Raw genomic sequence first — 18,125 nt, forward strand, 5'->3', positions numbered from 1 at the left:
TGGGCGCTGATCCGGCCGCTGAGCTCGCCCTCGATCAGCTCCTGCAGCATGCGCTCGGCGACGTTGCGGACGAGCTCGATCCCGTCCGCCGTGCGCAGTGACTCCAGCAGGCGTTGTGGGTCAAACTGGGACAAGGCCATCGGGCACCTCCAGGGTGGAACTGGCCGTTCACCAGGGAGATTTGCACGGTGGCCTGCCTTGTGCGCAGGGAGCGAAGACCGTCACCGGATGCACGCCCCGGGCACCCGCCCGCGCACACCCGCACGGTGATCGTCTACACCATCACGCGGGACGCCATCCACCCGCATCTGGCCAGCGAAACCACCCGCACGGCAGTCGGCAGTCGGCACACCCGACGGGACCACGTGTGGCCCATGCACTGGACCTGCACCTCCACAAGGACGGCTCCTTCCCGGCCATCCTCCTTGAGGAATAAGCATCGATTTGCCCACGCCAGCGGCACCGGAGAGGGGCCGGGCTCCCGCCGGATAACGAGGGCGAAGGGGTGTCGCCGCTACCGCCCCGGCGGGTGTGCCTCCCGGATCCCGCACGGGCTTACGGGAGTCGCCACCGCCGATCACTGCGTCCATCGGGTGCAACGGGTCCCCTGTAGGGCTGGCCGACCAACTCAGCAAAGCCCAGCTCGCCTTCGGACATACGGTCCAGATCGTGAGCGATGCCATGGAGATCGGCGCCGTTCGGATTGCCCCGTAGCCAGTTGCCCAGCAGCCACAGAACGCCCACGAGGAATTTGGCCTCGGGCGGAAGCCCGGTGCCGTCGTCCGGCGGGAGCACCTCGTCGATCTCTAGCACTCTTCGTTCGATTACGGCGGCCGGCGCGGTCCGCGCCGCTTCCTTCAGGGCATGGATGGCAATCGGCAGGAGCGTCAACCGCAAGCGCTCGTCCGCGGACCGGATGCAGACGTGACCGGCCAGCATGGCGGCCGACCAGAGCGACTCTCCGTCCATCTGACGGCTTGCACACCCAACGAGTTGGGCTAGCACGTCCCCGCCTATGTCCCAGGCGCCGATCTTCACCGCGAGGGCCGCCGATTCACGGTAGTAGTCCAGCGCCGCGGTGTATTGCTCGCGCAAGGTCAGGAGCTCAGCCAGATCGTAGGCGAAGCACACTACTTCGTAGGAGTCATCGATGCGGCGGGCCTGTGCCAGGCCCCGGACGGCGTACCGTTCCGCAACGGCGAGGTCGCCCTTGATGCGGTAGCACGAACCGAGGCGGCCGAGAGCCGTCAGCTCCTTGCGTTCATCGTGGTCGAGACGGGACAACTCCAGGGCCCGGTTCGCCGCCGCGATCGCCGCGTCGGTCTCCCCCTGAAGCAGGTGGAGGGTGCTCTGGTCGAGGTTGAACGCGACCTGCTCGCCCCGGTTCTGCAGCCTGACCGCCAGCGCGTGGCCCTCCTGTGCGTATGTCAGCGCTTCGCCGTACCGCTCAAGCCGCTTGCTGAGCTGCCCTAGCAGTCCCATCGCACGCATGGTCCCGTCGCGGTCCTGCTGCTCCTTGCACAGGTCGTGCGAGGCGAGCGCCAGACTCTGTGCCTGCTCCCAGTCACCGAGCTGCATATGGATCGTGGCCATCTGGTGGAGCACGGATGCCCGGTCACGGCAGAACTCGCCGTAGCCGGCGCAGCGCCCGAAGTCCGCCAGTGCCGCGGTCCACTCGTGGCGCTGCCTGTGCAGCATGCCGGTCGCGTGGAACCTGTCGGCCCACCGTGGCTTGGCCTCCTCCGGCGGTAGGTCGAGCCGGTTCAGAGATCCCTCGATCCGTACGATCAGCTCGTCCTCCGTTGCCCAGCCACCGGTGGGTTGCGAGTCGTGCCAGGTCAGCATGCGCAACTCGGTGAGCAGAACGTCGACGTACGCCGGTGTCCGCTCCTGCGGCGTGCCCTCAACAGTCCTCCGCAGTACGGTCATCTCCCGGTGCAGCACGCGTGACAGCTTGCTCGGCTTCCTCCCGGCAGCGTCGTCGAGGATCGCGCAGGCGGCGAGCGCGGTCTCCGCTCCGGTGACGGCATGGTCACGCCGGTGGTCCAGTCGTCCGGCAACGGTTCCCACGTACAGGTAGGAGCGTTCAATCCCAGCACGTAGCCCGGTGTCCACGATCGCCTCGCACGCGGGCATCTCCTGTGTGGTGAGCCGGTCGACCACGAGACGGGCGAAGTCGGCGGCGGGTTTCGAGGGAATGGACCACAGCGACCCGATGTATCCGCGCGCGCCGGCCCTGATGAACTCACTGCCCACCCCAGTCCAGGACAGGCAGGAGTTGTTGAAGATGACGGGCCGATGGCTGAGGGTCAGCCATTGAGGGATCAATGAGTTGCGAAGCGGAATTTCGCCCAGCAAGATCGAATCGTCCGAGCCATGGGTGTTGAAGAAGATGAGCTCGACCGGAAGTTTTTTGGGAAGGGTGACCAGGGCGTCCAACAAGGTGTCCCGTTCTGACAGCAGGATCGGATGCGTCAGATGGGTGCCGACAGCGCGCATCACATCCTTGGTCTCCGACACGCGGAAGAACCCTGGGTCGAAAACAAGGCTGAACGCCGCGGTCGGCTGAGGGGCTACGGCGCTGTACAACTCGTTGAGGATGATGAGGACGGCATCCGCGGCCACGTGCCCGATGGGCTTGCATGACCAGTCGGCGGTGTCGGTGCGGACGAACGAGTACGGAATCCCTGTGGTGAACGCGGTGAGGCGGCGGCCTCCCACCTCGGCGATCACAGAAAGTGGGACCTGTTCGGTCACCGCGCTCTCCACCTCGGCGAACGGGTTGCCCCCGCCGGCAGCCAACACCCGCCACAGCACGTCGAGGAACGCCGGTCCCCTGGCCTCCTCCTCGCTGACCGAGCGGGCCGCCGCGGTGATCCGGCGCTGTTGCTCAGCGATCGCCGTCCGGACCGGTCGCAGGTCCGGCCGCGGCGTGATCACCAGACGTGCCGCACGATGGTGCGCGTAGATCGCGCCCAGCAGGGACTCGGCGGACCCGGTGTTCTCCACCAGAACCGCCTCCTCCGCGTCGGGATTAGCCGCCGAGAGGGCAGCCGACGGCTCCACGTCCGCATGCTCGACGGCGCACAAGGTCGCCCCGGTGCGCAGGGCGGCGAACAACGCCGCCACGTAGACCGTCGGATCGTCCGCCGGTACCTCGATCACGCGTTCCGGTGCGCCATTCGGATCACGCAGCAACTGCCAAGCATGCGAGGTCAGTCGTGTCACATCCGTACTCGGCAGCCGAATCTGTTCCGGCACGCTATCGAACATGCGCTCACCGGTCTGGTCCGCAGCGTACGTCTCGCCCAGGAGCCCAGCCTGATAGCCGTGCCATTGCGCGGCAAGCGCGGGATCGATGGCATTCAGTTCCTCTGGGGCGAAGTCGTCGAGGAATACGGCGCGTTGGATGCCAAAACCGGTCATGAGGGACGAGACCAGCTCGTTGCGTTTGATCCAGGAGCGGTAGGGCGCGATCAGCTCTCGGAGCCCGTCGGTCCTGCCCATCTGGGCGATCAGGCGATGCACCGCCTGGCGGTCGGCTGAGGCAGCCTCGTCTTTGCCGATATCTGTCCCCACAACTTGCTGAACACCGTCCTGTGACCGCTTCAGCTCTTCGTACAGGGCGATGTACTCCGCCTCCGGCATTGGCGGCGACTCGACCGTGACAACGGGCGTCAGCCGGTCGGCAGGGAGGCACGACACCACGATGGCCGCTTCACGCAACTGATGGGGGCGACACACCACCACGGTTTCGCTGACACCTGTACCGGCTCCGTGAAGCGAAGCGAAATCCATGGCCTACAGGCCGTTCAGGTACGAGTCGACCAGAGCGTAACGCTTGGGAGCGCTGGGATGAGGCGAGGGCCCTGAATGGCTGGACCGCATCTCCGACCGTGTCAGCTGACGGCCTTTGCGTGTCATGGAGTTGATCAGAACTGGCGTGGACACACCGATGTACAGCGCACCCCAGTATGTAGTGGCAGGCATCACCAACGCGAGCAGTCCGCCAAGGCCCCCGAAGGCAACGGACGCTATGAGGTAGAACCACGACCACGCGAACCGGGTCGGATCCTCGCGGATGCTGTACAAACGGACGATCTCCGGTGCCAACGCGCCCACCATGCCCAGGGAGAAGACCACTTCGGAATTCACGCAATAACACTAGATCGCTATCTCGGCGCTTGGGCTCGAACCTCAGCATCCAGTGGGCGGTTCGTGAGTTGATGTCCGTTCCGAAGTGAGGCTTGGGTCAGGGATGCTGCCCACGGTGCCAGCTGCTGCCGGGCAAAGCCGCATTGGACGTCTTCGAGCAGGGCTGGAGCCCGCCCATGCCCTTCCTGTTCCAGCGCCGCCACGGGATCGAGCACCATGCTCTCACCCGCAGCTTTGTCCGTACTTCCCTGATCCGGGCACTCACCACAGCCGGGCTGACTGACGCCAGCAACCAGCCACTGACGTTCACGCCTCACGATTTCCGCACGCTGTTCATCACCGATGGATTGCGTCCACTGAAGTGGTGTACGGGTTCGACCTGATCCGGGGGTTTGCTCCGGCATCGGTGTGATGCCCGCATAGACGAACGGCCACCGGCTGATCTTCGAGGTGTCGAAGCCCGAAGGAGATCAGCACGATGACCGCACCCGACAGTCTGCCCCTGCGGCCCTCGCCGAAGACAACCTCGCCGCGGCGAGTCCCGATCTGCTGCGCGCGATGGTCAAGACGTTCGCCGACGCCCTCATGTCCGCCGAGGCCGACGCCCTCTGCAACGCCGAATACGGCCAGGTCAGCGAGGAGAGAGTCAACCACCGCAACGGTTACCGCCCACGCGAGTGGGACACAAGGGCCGGCACGGAGCCTGTTGCGTTTTCATTCGGGCTGCGCAGCAGCCATAGGGCACCGCTTCCGACCTGGATGCCCCGGTCGTCTCAAGCCCATGGCTGTCTGTCCTGGTGGATGCAGACGCCGGCACTGGTCTTCCTGTCGGCTGGATTCCCCTCAGCCAGCCAGGGCTGCTGCCCGAAGGCGGGAGTCCAGTCGGCAGAACTTGCGGAGGTTGAGCACCAGCGCGGCGAGTTCCAGTTCAGACTGGCAGGCCGTCCGCCCTCGGCGGGTGTCCCTCCCCTCGTAGCGTGAAGACCCTGACTGCAGGGGAAGTTGGGATTCATGGCGGAGAAGCGACGGAAGTTCGATCCGGAGTTCCGCGAAGGGGCGGTACGGATCGTGACGGAGACCGGGAAGCCGATCGCCGAGGTCGCCAAGGACCTGGGCATCAACGAGACCACGCTCGCCAGCTGGGTTTCGCGTGCTCGCCGGGCCGGGACCACGTCGGACGGCGAAGGTGACGAGCTGGAGCGGTTGCGGCGGGAGAACGCCCAGCTCAAGCGAGACAACAAGGAACTGGTCATGGAGCGTGATGTGCTCAAACGCTGCATGGTCCTGTGGGTGAAGTAGCCGTGGCGGACCCGGCACAAGTGGCCGGGGTGATCAGCGACTTCAGGACCGCGCACCGTATCCCGCACCGCGTCTCGTGCCGCGCCCTGGGCGTGAGCGAGTCGTGGTTCTACAAGCACCGCACCCGCCGGCCGACCCGGCGGGAAGTACGCCGCCGGCAGCTGGCCGATGCAGTGCAGGAGGAGTTCACCGACTCCGGCGGCACCTATGGCTCGCCGAAGATCTGGGTCCGGCTGGTGCGGCAGGGCTGGCGGGTCTCGGTGAACACCGTCGCAAAGCTGATGGCCGAGCTCGGTCTGGTCGCCCGCAAGGTCCGCAGACGGCGGGGGCTGACCCGGCCGGGGAAGCGGCCGGCCGCCCCGGACTTCGTCAACCGGGACTTCGCCGCCGAGGCATCCGACCTGGTGTGGTGCGGGGACATGACGGAGATCGAGACCGGTGAGGGAAAGGTGTATCTGGCCACGGTCATCGACCTGTTCTCCCGCCGCCTGCTCGGCTACGCGATGGGAGAGCGGCACGACGCCGGCCTGGTCGTGGCCGCCCTGCACATGGCCGCGGCCACCCGCGGCGGGGACGTGCGCGGCGTCATTTTTCACACGGACCGCGGCAGCGAGTACGTCTCTCGGAAGTTCCGCCGCGCCTGCCGTTGGTGGGCGTGCGTCGACTCCCGCTATGTAAGCGCGATCACAGAAGGCGGCCCCAGGCCGGGGCTAGCGTCCAGGCCACGACCTGTAGGCACGCTTCAACGGCTCCAGGAGGAAGAGACCCGCCATGACGTCACAGACGTTCCCCTCCCACCTCCGTACCCGTTCCGTCACTCACCGCTCCTCCTCATGACTTGCGACGAGTACGACCTGCGGGCCTCAGCCGCGGAAGCATCCGCTGCCGACGCGCCGCCGGACGACACCTGCGCGGATAACAGTGGAGCCCGTTACTGTCTGACCGAGAGCGCCGGCGCGCTGGCTCAGCCCCCATGGGGCGCGGCACCGCCGCCCTGGGCTCCCGGACGGCGTGAGGAGACTGCCAGGATGATCTCCACCGGCACGAGCGACGACAGGACCTGGTACCTGTCCGAGGTGGACATCTTCCGCGACCTGAGTGAGCGGGAGATGGACGCCATCGCCGCCGCAGCCCCCATGAAGTCCTACTCCGCCGGGGAGATGCTCTACATCCCCCATCAGCCGTGCGAGGTGCTGTTCATCCTCAAACGCGGCAGGGTGCGGATCTTCTGTGTCTCCGCCGACGGCCGCGCGCTGACCTGCGCGATCCTCAGCCCCGGCACGATCTTCGGGGAGATGCTGCTGCTCGGACAGCGGATGTACGGCAACTATGCCGAGGCCCTCGACGACGTCACCGTGTGCGTGATGCACCGGGCCGAGGTCAACCGGTTCCTGCTCTCGGACGCCCGTATCGCCACCCGGATCACCGAGATCCTCGGCCAACGCCTGGCCGACCTTGAACAGCGACTGTCCGACAGCGTCTTCAAGTCCGTCCCCCAGCGCGTCGCCACCACGCTACTCACCCTGATGTCCGAGCAGGAAGGTTCAGCCCTCCCGCTGCGGCCGGGCGCCAAGCACCCCCACGTGGCCCTCACCCACGAGCAGCTCGCCGCCCTGGTCGGCACGTCCCGGGAGACCGTCACCAAGGTGCTGCACCAGTTCGCCGACCAGGGGTTGATCCGCCTCGCCGGGGCCGTATCACGGTGGCGAAGGCGGAACAGCTGCGCGACGAGGCCGGCTGAGGGCACAGCACCGTGCGCCTCCTGCAGAAGGGCCGTACCTACACGGTGGATGAACAGCAGTGGCGCCGTTACCTCGGCGCCTATCACGACACCCGCCCCGGGATCACCGAACGGCTCTTCCGACTCGCTGACGCCTCCCCCTACGAGTGGCTCGCTACGGCGCTGCCCGCGCCGCAGTGCACGGTGGTGGACCTGGCCTGCGGTTCGGCTCCGATGCGGGCCCTGCGCCCGGACGCACGCTGGATCGGCATCGACGCCTCCGCCGGCGAACTCGCCGAGGCGGCTCGGCTCGGGCGTCGCCCGGTGATGCGGGCGGACGCGACGGCTCTGCCCGTGCGCTCGACCTCCGCCGATGCCGTGTGTGCCTCAATGTGCCTGCCCGTGCTCACCCCCCTGCCCCAGGTTCTGGACGAGATCCGGCGCGTGCTGCGCCCGGGCGGCACGCTCGCCGCGCTGGTGCCCGCGCAGTCCGGGCTCTCGCTGCGGGGAGCCCTCGCCTGGGCCCGGGTGATGTACACGCTGCGGGCACTGCGCCAGCCCTGGCCCAACCCCCGGGCCCGCGACGGCCTCGCGGCACTGCTGCGAGATGCCGGTTTCCACATCCGCTCCGATGAACGCCGCGTATTCACCCTCCACCTCGACACACCGGAGGCCGGAGCCCTACTCGTCGACGGCCTCTACCTCCCCCACCTCACTGAGCATCGTGCCCGCACAGCCAAGAGGGATCTGGCCGACTGGGCACGATCCGGGCGGCGCCTGGAATTGCCGCTGCGCCGCGTTGTCGCCGCACCCGCGCCAGGACTTGAAGGATGACCACAGCGGCGTCCGCTTGAACACAGTCGACCGGGACGAGGCTCGTCAGCCCAAGGTCGTCGCGGGCGTGGGCGACGAGCGCCAGCAACATCAGCGCAGCACCGGCCAGCGATATCGGTCGCGAATTGGATCAGACCGGCTCCCTCAGCCACCTCAAGTCGCCACGGACGTCGCAGGTGGCCGAGAGCCGAGACGAGGGAGAGTGCCGCGAGGAGAACGCAGCCGTATCAGGACGTTCTTGGTGACCTCCTGAAGTGGTATCCGCTGAAGCAGAAACCACCTGTTCGACGGGTACGCTCCGCCCATGCCGCCGCGATCTCTGCGGCCATGGAATGCCGACTCGGGAGCAGAGGGTTTCCGTCTTCGTGGAGGAACAGTTGCCGCACGCCCGGGCAGGGCGGGAGAAGGAGTTCGCTCGGTGCGTGCTGCCCGAGATGGAGATGCTGCTCCGGGCGGCGATGACCCTGACCACACGGACGGACCACGCCGAGGAACTGGTGCGGGACACCCTGCAGAACGCGTACCGGGCATTTGACCGATTCGACGGGCACCAGCCGCGGCCCTGGCTGCTGACTCTCATGCACCATGCGCACGCCGACAACCGTCACGGCCGCGGCCCGGGGCCGGTGATTGGGACGGATCCCGGTCCCGGGCCGTCACCGACACTGGTTTCAGCGCCTCCGGCGGAATCACTCGCGGTCGGGAAGACGTTTCACGAGGAGGTGGACGCTGCCCTGGCGGCCCTGCCGGACAAGTACCGGCAGGTGGTCCATCTGGTGGATGTCGACGGCCTGTCCTATGTGGAGGCGGGCGAGTTGCTGGGTTTGAGCGAGGCGACGGTGACGACCCGGCTGCGCCGGGCGCGCAGGCGCATCCGCGTCCGGATGGCGGCGGCCGGGCTGGTTCCGGGACGAGGTGAACGATGAGCATGTGGTCGAAGCGGAAGCAGCCGGCCGAGCGCAGGATGAACTGCATGCAGGTGGCCCGGGTCCTCCAGGCGTATCTGGACGGGGAGACCGACGAGGTCACTGCCCGCCGGGTGGCTGCGCATCTGGAGGACTGCCGGCGCTGCGGGCTGCAGGCCGAGACCTACCAGGCGATCAAGAGCGCGCTCTCCCGCCGGGCAGAACCGGAGACCGAGGCCATCGAGCGGCTGCGCGGATTCGCCGAGGGGCTGCTGCGGCACGACATGGGCGGCGAGGAGAAGGAGCAGACGCCCGGGGCCTGACCGGAAGCGCACCTGGACGTCGGCGGGCTGCGTTGCTGGAACGCCCGCTGCTCGGGTCGTGTGGGTATACGGAGGATCCGACCCCACAGTGTCTTCAGGCCCGTTTCGCAGCGACTCGCCGCCGCGCTGCTCGCCCGAGTCGGTCACCAAGGTGCTGAGTGGTTTCCGCGGAACTGGAGCAGGTATCGCGCGGCCACGTCGCCATCGCTGGCCCCGACGGCCTCCGGGCGGCAGCCGGAGACGCCGTACGCCGAGGGCGGACCCAGCGGGTGCCTTCTGGGCACCGGTGTGTATGTGGCGGTACAGAGCGGCCCACAGCCGAGCTGCGACAGGGCCAGGGAGGGTGGCGTCTGCGGCACGCTCGCGGCAGGTACATCACCACGATCGGCGAGCCCGCATCTCTCAGCCCCCGCGCGGATCACCGGCCCAGCACAGGTCACCCTGCGTGAGGCCCGTCTGGTGTTCGGCCTCGAACTTCTCGATCCGCTCCAGGGTCTGCTGCTCGGCAGCGATGCTCCCCCAGAGGGGGGTACCCCCAGCCGCAGTCTGTCTCGCGAGCGGCCAAGCAGCTCGGCAAGGTGCGAGCTCACCGACGGCCCTGCGCCGTAAGCCCGGGCGGCGGTCAGCTCGCGGATCTCGGCCACGGTCAGACCGACGCCGCGCAGTTCGTCGATGAAGACCACGCACCACAGGGCGTTGCCGCCGTAGAGCCGGTAGTTGGCCGGGCTGCGGCCCAGGTGTAGATGAGTCCGAGGTTGGTATACTCGCGCAGCGTCTTGACCGGCACGCCGGTCAAGCGGGACAGCTCCCCGACGGTCATCCTCGTGCGGGCGAGGTCCGCATGCATGAACGTCATAGCGTCTCTCCCCGTCTCTTCAGCCGGCGCAGCAGGACAGCTTGGCCACGTCTGCGGTGTAGGTCTGGGCGGCGAGCTTCAGGGCCTCGGTCACGGTCAGGTGCGGCGCCCAGGTGTGGGCGAGCTGCTCGACGGTGAGCCCGGCTGTGAGAGCGTAGGTGGCGGCGGTGATCAGGTCGCCGGCGCCGTCGGCGACGGCGTGCACGCCGAGCAGACGGCCGGTGCCCGCCTCGGCCACGATCTTGACCAAGCCGCGGGTGTCCCGATTGGCCAGCGCGCGCGGCACGTACGCCAGATCCAGGGTGCGGCAGTCGCAGCGCAGCCCGGCCTCGATGGCCTGGGAGTCGGTCAGGCCGACCCGCCGCGATGGCGGGGCTGGTGAAGGTGACCCGGGGCAGCGCCGTGTAGTCCAGGGTGCGCTTCGCGTCCGCGAGGGCGTTGTCGGCGGCCAGGGTGCCCTGGGCTGCGGCCACGTACACAAACTGCGGGCCTCCGGCGACGTCACCCGCCGCCCAGATCCGCTCGTTGCTGGTGCGCTGATGGTAGTCCACGACTACCTCGCCACATTGGCCGGTCTTGACCCCCACGGCGTCGAGGTTCAGCCCCGTCGTGACGGGGCGGCGGCCGGTGGCGATCAGCAGTTGCTCGGCGCGCAGCTCGGTGGGGGCACCGCCGCGGTCGGCGGTGAGGGTGTACCCGTGCCCGCCGCGCTGGACGGCGCTCAGGGCCGTGCCGGTGAGCACGGCGATGCCCTCACTGTCGAAGACGTCCTAGATCGCGGCGGAGACCTCGGGCTCTTCGAACGGGGCGAGCCGGTCAAGGGCCTCGATCACGGTCACGCGGGTGCCGAGGCGGGCGAAGAGCTGGGCCTGCTCCAAGCCGACGGCGTTGCCGCCCACGACCACCATCGACTGCGGCAGCACGTCGAGCTCCATCGCGGTGGTGGAGGTCAGGTAGCCGGCCTGTTCCAGGCCGTCGACGGGAGGGGCCCAGGGGGCGGAGCCGGTCGCGATCAGGTAGTAAGCCGCCTCGATCCTGCGCATGCCGCCGCCGTGCAGGGCGATGTCCAGCATGGGGTTCTCGGTGGTTCCGGCGAAGACGGCGGTGCCATGGACGATCTCCCAGCCGTAGTCGGCGGCAAGGCCGGTGTACTTCTCCGCCCGCAGCTGTCCGACCAGGGCATCCTTGCCGCCGATCAGATCACCGAAGCCGACCCGGACGTCAGCCGGGGCCAGCCCGGGAAAGCGGCCGGCCGCTGCGGCGCCGTGTCGGGCCTCGGCGGCGGCCAGCAGAGCCTTGGACGGCACGCAGCCGACGTTGACGCACGCGCCGCCAATGGTGCCGGCTCGACCATCACCACCCGCTTGCCGCGGTTGGTGGCGGCGATGGCGGCGGCGAACGCCGCCGAGCCGGAACCAATGACCGCTAGGTCGAAACGGGATGCCGTCGTGGCCACAACTGCCTCCTTGTGCGGAGCCGGGAATCCGCACTCGCTGTTATGCGGGTTGCAGGTCTCTCGTGCGGACCGGAAACGGCGTACGCGGTCATCGCGGCGGCCGCGCCAGTTGGCTCAGGCCCAGTCGGGGCCGACCGTCTCGTCGCAAGCCTCAGCCGGTCCTGGGGTGAGCAGGGTGGCGCCGAAGGCGCGCAGACGGGCCATGGCGGTCTCGTTCGGCAGCTCCTGGCGGGCCAGCGAGTTCTTGATCTCCTGGTAGACGGCCGTCTCCAGACCGCAGCGGCGGCAGTCCTCCACATGGGCGGCCACCCGCTGCGCGGTGACCTCGTCAGCCTCACCGTCCAGGTAAGTCTGGAGCACCCGTGCCACCTGCATGCAGGTCATCCTGCGGTGTCCCGCCCCACCCCGTTGCCCGATCACATCCAGCTCCTCTTCGGCGCGAGTCCGGCCGCCGCCAGCTGGGTCCTTATCCGCTTGCGGGCGCGGTGCAGCCGGCTCATCACAGTGCCCTCGGGTACGTCCAGCACTTCTGCGGCCTCCGCGTAGCTGAGCCCACCGATGTCCACGAGGCGTACGACCTGCTGGTGCTTGTCCGGCAGAGCGGCCAGCGCGGCGCCGACTACGTCGTCGAAGTGCTCGCCGACCACAACCTCCTCCGGTGAGGCCACCGTGTCGGCCGCGGACAGCCGGTCCAGGTCGGCGTCGGGGTCGTCGAGCAGGTGGGGCCTGCGGCGGCGGTGCCGGTTGATCTCGGCACGGCGCATGATGGTCAGCAGCCAGGCACGCGGATGCTCCCCGTCGAACCGGTCGATCGCCTTGTAGGCGCGCAGCAGGGTGTCCTGCACCAGGTCCTCGGCGTCGGCGGGCTGCGCGGTCAGCGTCATCGCCACCCGCAGCAGTACCTCGACCTCGGGCAGTACGAACTCCGCGAACGCCTTGTCCCGCACCTCCGGCGGCTTGGCCACTGTGTCTCCCACGGACTGGAAACCCTCCGGACCAACTGGAGCATTCCATGGAATGCCCCGTCTCTTCACGAGGGTTCCCGGGGTATGACGAATCTGGGTGCCGCCAGGGCGTGCCGGTGGTTGGCGGAGTGCCGCGAGAGGCTGCGCCATCTGCGGCTGCGCGGCGCGGTCGGGGCGTACGCGGACGGGCAGCTCACCGGGGCGCGGCACACGCGGGTCGAGGCCCATGTGGCCCGCTGCTGGGCGTGCAGCGGCGAACTGCTCGCCCTGCGGCTCATGAAAGCATCGATACGCGGCTACCCGAACCGGGCACCCACCTCACTGGCCGAGTTCCGGATACGCCGCCTCGCCGAGCGCATCGCCGGCACGTCCACCCGTCCCGGGCGCTGAGCCGGCTGGGCGAGCCCCCAGGATGCAGGGTCCTACGGTGAACGCAGCGGCCGGCCAGTGATCCCGCTTCGCCATCAGGGCCGTCAGCTCCGGAACATCGCGGCGATCCGGCCCAGCAGTGAGGACTTCGGCGAGGCGCCGCCGGTGCCGTTGCGCACCCGGTGCACGCGTACGCCGTGCCAGAACGCGATGTACCCGCGGATCCGCCCGGCATCGGGCAGCGGTTCGGCGTAGCACCAGGCCGCGTCCCGGTTCTCCCGGTCGTCCACGCGGAGAGTGAAGTAGCTCGCCTGCCCCTTCCACGGGCAGGTGCTCCTGGTGCTGCTGGGCACGAGGTGTTCCCAGCGCACGGAGTCGGCCGGGAAGTAGTGGTAGCCGTCCACGCTGAAGATGTCGCCGCTCTCGGCGATCACCTGGCCGTTCCACCTGGCCCGATAGAGCATTGTGAGCCTCCTTGCCGACTCGTGCGGGCACCAGGTGCCCTGACTCACACAGGGGAACCCGGCACCCGGCTCCCGGCCTTCCACCGCTCCCGGGTTCAGCAGCAGGCGCCGCCTGCGCCGTCCGCTGCTGCCGAGGTCTGCTCGACCGGAGCACAGGGGAACAGCCCGAAGTGGGTGGTCTTGTCGCCGGTCACGGTGAAGTGCGGTGCGTAGCGGGTGGCAGAAAGCATGTCGGCGGTGTTGCCGCACACCAGCATCGGTTTGCCGGTGTGGAAGCGGTGGTGGTCGTCGAGGTCGAAGGCGTGCGGGTGCTCGGGGTGGAGCCCTGGTAGACGGCGACCTGGCTGTAGTCCTCGCAGCGGTCCTCCAGCGGCAGCTTGAAGGCGCGCACGGTGCGCGAGGTGAAGGTGGCGAACCCGATCTTCCCCTGGATCTCCAGGTCGTCCAGGGACACCGGCGAGGTGGCCACCGTACGGGCATCGAGGCAGCCGCTGCGCTCCACCAGGCGGCGGAAGTCCTCGGTGTACAGGGCGCCGGCGAGGCACTCGCCGACCAGGACCGGGTCGTCGAGGAGCGCGGCGGGCAGGCGACGGTCGGCGAAGATGTCGGAGAAGTACAGCTCTCCACCGGGTTCCAGAACCCGGAAGATCTCGGCGAGGACACGCTCCTTGTCCGGCGAGAGGTTCACTACGCAGTTGGAGACGACCACGTCTACAGAGGCGTCCGCGATCCCGGCAGCGGCCAGGTCCTCGATGTAGCCGTGGTGGAACTCCACGTTCGCGTACCCGAACCGCTCCGCATGCCAGTCCTGGTGGCGGCGGGCGACGGCCTGCTGTTCCTCGGTCATGTCGACGCCGATGACCCCGGCCGGACGGGCCGACCAGCTGCGCCAGCACGTAGGCGTCGCGTCCGCTACCGCAGCCCAGGTCCAGCACAGTGGGCCGCTCCAGGGCGGGCGGGATCGGGGAACCGCAGCCGTAGAAGCGGTCCAGGACCTCCTCGTGCACCCGGCCCAGCGCGGCGGCGATGTGCGGCGCCCGGGGCGGCCGCGGTGCAGCAGGCAGAGGTCTTCAGTTCGGCGGAGGATGTGAGCACCCTGCCGTGGTACTCCTTCACCGATTCCTTGACCGGGGAGTCACCGACGGGTGCGGCGGTGTCGAGTGCCGTCTCTCTCCAAAGATGCGTCGGGCGGGTTCATGAGGGCCAGCTGGCGGCCTGGCCGGAAACCCGCTGGGCCACAGCCCTCATTCCCCTGGCCCCGGACTGCGGTCCTCGGGGACCTCAGGGGACACGCCGCACCGGTGCCGTTCGCGGCCGCCCACGGCTCTCGCGCGAATAGTCGTACCCGAAGGGAAGGGATCGCCCACCTGGCCGGGTTCCCTGCCCGTACCAGTGGTGAGACAGCAGTTCGGGTCCGTGCAGGAAGGGCGAGTGAGGCAGTTCGATGAGCACGTACGACGCGCATGACGCGTACGACCTGGTGGTCATCGGCGGCGGCAGCGCCGGGCTGACGGCCGCGCGGACGGCGGGCCGGTTCGGTGCCCGGGTTCTGCTGGTGGAGCGGGACCGGCTGGGCGGGGACTGCCTGTGGACCGGGTGCGTGCCCAGCAAGGCACTGCTGCATGCGGCCGCCGAGGTCCAGGCCGCACGCGAGAGCGGACGGTACGGCCTGGACGCACCCACCGGACGGGCGGACCTTGCGGCGGCGATGGGCCACGTGAAGGAGGCGATCGCCGCGATCGAACCCCATGACTCGCCGGAGGAACTACGCAGGCTCGGCGTGGAGGTGGCGTACGGCCCGGCCGTCTTCACCGGGCCCCGGACGCTCACGGCCGGGAAGCGGGAGATCTCCTTCCGATACGCGGTCATCGCAACCGGCTCGGCCCCCGCCCTGGTACCGATCCCGGGACTGGCCGAGGAAGGCCCCCTGACCAGTGACACCGTCTGGCAGCTGTCCGAACTGCCCGGACGACTGGTGGTATTGGGCGGGGGCGCGATCGGCTGCGAGCTGGGTCAAGCTTTCGCCCGCCTCGGCTCACAGGTGACGGCGGTAGAGGCGCTGGATCGGCTGCTGCCCCGCGAGGAGCCACGGGCCTCGCAGGTAGTGCGGGAGCGTCTGGAGGCGGAAGGGATCACCGTACTGACCGGGTACCGGGCGGAGCGCGTGGCCGACGGCGCGCTGCACGGCCCCGGTGCTCCGCTGCCGTACGACGCGCTGCTGGCGGTCACCGGCCGCCGCGCCAACACCGCCGGGCTCGCCCTGGAGGCGGCAGGCGTGGAGCGGGACGAGCGGGGCAACGTCCGGGTGGACGAACGGCTGTGTACCAGCAACCCGCGCATCTACGCCGCCGGGGACGTGACCGGCCGGTCGGCCTTCACCCACCTTGGCGGAGTGCAGGGCGGGGCCGCAGCGACTGACGCGTTGCTCGGCGTGCGGCGGCGGATCGACTACGACGCGGTGCCCTGGGTGACGTTCACCGACCCCGAAGTCGCCCGGGTCGGGCTCACCGCCGAGGAAGCGCAGGCCCGGCACGCCGGCAAGGCACGTGTACTGACCCTCGACCACGACAGGGTGGACCGGGCGGTCGCCGACGGCCACACCGAGGGCTTCACCACCCTGGTGCTGGACCCGCGCGGCCGGATCGCCGGCGCCACGGTGGTCGCCCCGCGCGCCGGGGAGACGATCGCGCATCTGGCCACGGCGGTGCGGCTGGGCTGGACGCCCACGCAGTACGCCAGGACGGTGCACCCGTATCCGACGTACGCGGACGGGCCCTGGCATGCCGCCCTGCTCGACGTCTACGGCCGGCTGGCCCGCACCAAGGGTGTGATCGGCGGTCTCATGGCCCTGCGCAGGAGGATGCGGCGATGATCCTCCGTCTCGTCCTGGGGGCTCTGTTCGCGGCCATGGCCGTCGGCCAGCTCGCCTCCTTCGGTGCCATGCCGGGCATTCTCGACGCCTACCGGCTGACGAGCGGCGCCGGCTCGACCGGCCTCGCCGCAGCACTGATCGCCGGTGAGGCGAGTGCCGGGGCGTGGCTCCTGGCCCGGCCCCGCTCCTCGGCCCGCACCCCGGTATGGATCTTCACCGGAGTGAACCTGCTCTGGGCGGCACTGGCCGTGCAGGCGTACGCACGCGGACTCGCCGTGGACAACTGCGGCTGCTTCGGCCGGTACGCGGCGCAGCCGCTGCGCTGGTGGGTGCTGGCCGAGGACGCACTGATGCTGCTGTACGCCTGGCTGCTCCTTCGCAGGAACAAGAGCAGCCAGGTTCCCTCACCGACCACCGCCGTGCCCCGCACACCCTCGACGGCCGTCCCGGTCGGCCGTGCCGCACAAGGAAAGCAGGAACAGAACTGATGGGACTCGTAGCGAGACTGCGTGCCCTGGAACGCGCCACCCGCCCGTACGATCCGGAGTTCGCCGAGGCGATGGAACGCCGCTGGGCCGAACTGCCCGACGGCGTGAAAACTCCGGCACAGATCATCGGGCAGCACGGCGTGGGCTGCGAAGGCACCCACGGCGTCTTCCCCAAGTGCAACCTCAAGTGCACCCCCTGCTACCACTCCCGGGACGCCAACGCCGTCCGCGTCGACGGCTCCCACACCCGCGAGCAAGTCGCCGCCCAGATGGGACTCCTGCGCCGGCTGCGTGGTCCGCGCGCCCACACCCAGCTGATCGGCGGCGAGGTGAGCCTGCTGCCGCCCGACGACCACGCCGCCACGCTGCGGATCATGCGCGAGCAGGGCCGGGAGCCGATGAGCTTCACCCACGGCGACTTCGACTACGACTACCTCAAGCAACTCGCGCTGGGCCCGGACGGGAAGAAGCGCTTCGACCGGCTGTCTTTCGCCGCCCACTTCGACAAGTTCATGTACGGGCGGCGCGGCATGGAACGCCCGCCCAGCGAAAAGGCGTTGAACCCCTACCGCCGACGGTTCGCGGCCATGTTCCGCAAACTCAGGCGCGAGCACGGGGTCCGCTGCTTCCTCGCCCACAACATGACCGTCACCCCCGGCAACCTGGACGAGGTAGCCGATGTGATCCGTGACAACCACGCGGCCGGATACGGCATGTTCTCCTTCCAGCCCGCCGCGTTCGTAGGCGACGAACGCCGGTGGAAGGAGCAGTACCGGGCGGCTACACCGGACGCGGTGTGGGCCGAGATCGAGCGTGGGGCCGGTACTCGCCTGGACTACAACGTCTTCCACAACGGCGACGTGCGCTGCAATCGCACCGCCTACGGCTTCTACGTGGGCCGCCGCTGGTTCCCCTTCCTCGACGGCGACGACCCGCGCGACCTCGCCGTCCGCGACGCCTTCTTCCGTCACCTCGGCAAGGTCAATTTCACCGGCACGCCGCCCGCGCTGCTCGCAGCCAAGCTGTTGCGCATCGTCGCCCTCCACCCGCACACCATCGCCGTGGCGTTCTCCTGGCTGGCCCGGACGGTGCGCCGGGCCGGTGCCGGAAGCCTGCTGCGGCACGGCTTCCACGTCCGGCCGGTGACGTTCGTGATGCACATGTTCATGGACGCCAAGGACGTCGCCCCGGCCTGGGAGCTGATGCAGCGCGGCGAGATGAGCGACGACCCGAAGGTGCGAGAGACCCAGGAACGGCTGGCGGCCTGCCAGTACTCGATGGCCCACCCGGAGAACGGCACTCTGGTCCCAGCCTGCGTTCAGCACTCCGTGCTCGACCCGGTGGAGAACGCCGAACTGCGCAAACTGCTCCCGATCGTCGAAGTCCGCACGTCAGCAAGCAAGTAACCAGGGGAGGAAC

The 18,125-nt window shown here is 69.1% G+C and carries 19 protein-coding genes and 2 pseudogenes; 11 read left to right on the plus strand and 10 right to left on the minus strand.

Annotated features, from left to right (window positions below):
* Positions 1–555 precede the first annotated feature (555 nt).
* Together AB0M27_RS33745 and AB0M27_RS33750 are read right to left on the minus strand one after the other, a co-directional pair.
* The gene (locus tag AB0M27_RS33745) at positions 556–3,798 is read right to left on the minus strand and encodes a tetratricopeptide repeat protein (RefSeq protein ID WP_365727423.1); all 3,243 of its coding nucleotides are present in this window, start codon (positions 3,796–3,798) and stop codon (positions 556–558) included.
* A gap of 3 nt (positions 3,799–3,801) precedes the next feature.
* Complete coding sequence (locus tag AB0M27_RS33750; protein WP_365727425.1) at positions 3,802–4,155, minus strand: hypothetical protein; 354 nt, start codon at positions 4,153–4,155, stop codon at positions 3,802–3,804.
* 176 nt (positions 4,156–4,331) lie between these two features.
* Here AB0M27_RS33750 and AB0M27_RS33755 point away from each other — a divergent pair, with 176 nt between their 5' ends.
* The 7 genes and pseudogenes from AB0M27_RS33755 (at position 4,332) to AB0M27_RS33785 (ending at position 9,236) form a co-directional block, all read left to right on the plus strand.
* Positions 4,332–4,538 (plus strand): hypothetical protein, encoded by a 207-nt coding sequence (locus AB0M27_RS33755; protein WP_365727427.1) that lies wholly within the window; start codon positions 4,332–4,334, stop codon positions 4,536–4,538.
* Positions 4,539–4,605: 67 nt separating this feature from the next.
* Positions 4,606–4,866: pseudogene (locus AB0M27_RS33760) on the plus strand (transposase); the annotation flags it as partial.
* A gap of 300 nt (positions 4,867–5,166) precedes the next feature.
* Positions 5,167–5,454 carry a transposase gene (locus tag AB0M27_RS33765; protein WP_365727429.1) on the plus strand — a complete coding sequence of 96 codons (288 nt, stop codon included), beginning with the start codon at positions 5,167–5,169 and terminating at the stop codon, positions 5,452–5,454.
* Positions 5,442–7,502, plus strand: coding sequence for an IS3 family transposase (locus AB0M27_RS33770; protein ID WP_365727431.1), 2,061 nt, complete (start codon positions 5,442–5,444; stop codon positions 7,500–7,502). Before AB0M27_RS33765 ends, AB0M27_RS33770 begins: the two co-directional genes overlap by 13 nt.
* Positions 7,409–8,008, plus strand: a complete 600-nt coding sequence (locus AB0M27_RS33775; protein ID WP_365727433.1) for a methyltransferase domain-containing protein — start codon at positions 7,409–7,411, stop codon at positions 8,006–8,008. Before AB0M27_RS33770 ends, AB0M27_RS33775 begins: the two co-directional genes overlap by 94 nt.
* Before the next feature lie 365 nt (positions 8,009–8,373).
* Positions 8,374–8,934, plus strand: a complete 561-nt coding sequence (locus tag AB0M27_RS33780) for a sigma-70 family RNA polymerase sigma factor (protein ID WP_365727435.1) — start codon at positions 8,374–8,376, stop codon at positions 8,932–8,934.
* On the plus strand, positions 8,931–9,236 hold the full coding sequence (locus tag AB0M27_RS33785; protein ID WP_365727437.1) for an anti-sigma factor: 306 nt from the start codon (positions 8,931–8,933) through the stop codon (positions 9,234–9,236). The genes AB0M27_RS33780 and AB0M27_RS33785 overlap by 4 nt, the downstream gene beginning before the upstream one ends.
* 646 nt (positions 9,237–9,882) lie before the next feature.
* On the opposite strand, the gene AB0M27_RS33790 is transcribed toward AB0M27_RS33785, so the two are convergent.
* The 6 genes and pseudogenes from AB0M27_RS33790 to AB0M27_RS33815 form a co-directional block, all read right to left on the minus strand.
* A complete protein-coding gene (locus tag AB0M27_RS33790) occupies positions 9,883–10,092 on the minus strand; it encodes a MerR family DNA-binding transcriptional regulator (protein WP_365727439.1) in 210 nt (69 codons plus the stop codon).
* Positions 10,093–10,111: 19 nt separating this feature from the next.
* Positions 10,112–10,597: a hypothetical protein gene (locus AB0M27_RS33795; RefSeq protein ID WP_365727509.1), complete on the minus strand. Its 486-nt coding sequence runs from the start codon at positions 10,595–10,597 to the stop codon at positions 10,112–10,114.
* 10 nt (positions 10,598–10,607) lie between these two features.
* Positions 10,608–11,399 (minus strand): annotated as a pseudogene (locus AB0M27_RS33800) (FAD-dependent oxidoreductase); the annotation flags it as partial.
* A complete protein-coding gene (locus AB0M27_RS33805) occupies positions 11,288–11,548 on the minus strand; it encodes an FAD-dependent oxidoreductase (RefSeq protein ID WP_365727441.1) in 261 nt (86 codons plus the stop codon). The pseudogene AB0M27_RS33800 and the gene AB0M27_RS33805, both read right to left, overlap by 112 nt.
* 114 nt (positions 11,549–11,662) lie before the next feature.
* Positions 11,663–11,923: a zf-HC2 domain-containing protein gene (locus AB0M27_RS33810; protein ID WP_365727443.1), complete on the minus strand. Its 261-nt coding sequence runs from the start codon at positions 11,921–11,923 to the stop codon at positions 11,663–11,665.
* A 41-nt stretch (positions 11,924–11,964) separates the two neighbouring features.
* On the minus strand, positions 11,965–12,525 hold the full coding sequence (locus AB0M27_RS33815) for a sigma-70 family RNA polymerase sigma factor (RefSeq protein WP_365727445.1): 561 nt from the start codon (positions 12,523–12,525) through the stop codon (positions 11,965–11,967).
* Between the two features lie 72 nt (positions 12,526–12,597).
* Between AB0M27_RS33815 and AB0M27_RS33820 the strand changes: the two genes are divergently transcribed.
* On the plus strand, positions 12,598–12,903 hold the full coding sequence (locus AB0M27_RS33820) for a zf-HC2 domain-containing protein (protein ID WP_365727447.1): 306 nt from the start codon (positions 12,598–12,600) through the stop codon (positions 12,901–12,903).
* An 83-nt stretch (positions 12,904–12,986) separates the two neighbouring features.
* Here the strand turns inward: AB0M27_RS33820 and AB0M27_RS33825 are convergent, their stop codons facing one another.
* The gene (locus tag AB0M27_RS33825; protein WP_365727449.1) at positions 12,987–13,346 is read right to left on the minus strand and encodes a DUF427 domain-containing protein; all 360 of its coding nucleotides are present in this window, start codon (positions 13,344–13,346) and stop codon (positions 12,987–12,989) included.
* 190 nt (positions 13,347–13,536) lie between these two features.
* Positions 13,537–14,193, minus strand: coding sequence for a methyltransferase domain-containing protein (locus AB0M27_RS33830; protein WP_365727451.1), 657 nt, complete (start codon positions 14,191–14,193; stop codon positions 13,537–13,539).
* Positions 14,194–14,790: 597 nt separating this feature from the next.
* Here AB0M27_RS33830 and AB0M27_RS33835 point away from each other — a divergent pair.
* The 3 genes from AB0M27_RS33835 to AB0M27_RS33845 are packed head-to-tail and all read left to right on the plus strand — an operon-like array spanning position 14,791 to position 18,112.
* Positions 14,791–16,218, plus strand: coding sequence for an FAD-dependent oxidoreductase (locus tag AB0M27_RS33835; protein WP_365727453.1), 1,428 nt, complete (start codon positions 14,791–14,793; stop codon positions 16,216–16,218).
* Entirely contained in the window at positions 16,215–16,706 is a 492-nt protein-coding gene (locus AB0M27_RS33840) for a MauE/DoxX family redox-associated membrane protein (RefSeq protein WP_365727455.1), read from the plus strand. The genes AB0M27_RS33835 and AB0M27_RS33840 overlap by 4 nt, the downstream gene beginning before the upstream one ends.
* Entirely contained in the window at positions 16,706–18,112 is a 1,407-nt protein-coding gene (locus tag AB0M27_RS33845; protein ID WP_365727457.1) for a radical SAM domain-containing protein, read from the plus strand. The genes AB0M27_RS33840 and AB0M27_RS33845 overlap by 1 nt, the downstream gene beginning before the upstream one ends.
* Positions 18,113–18,125 lie beyond the last annotated feature (13 nt).

This window comes from Streptomyces sp. NPDC052107 (assembly GCF_040680215.1).
Taxonomy (GTDB): Bacteria; Actinomycetota; Actinomycetes; order Streptomycetales; family Streptomycetaceae; genus Streptomyces.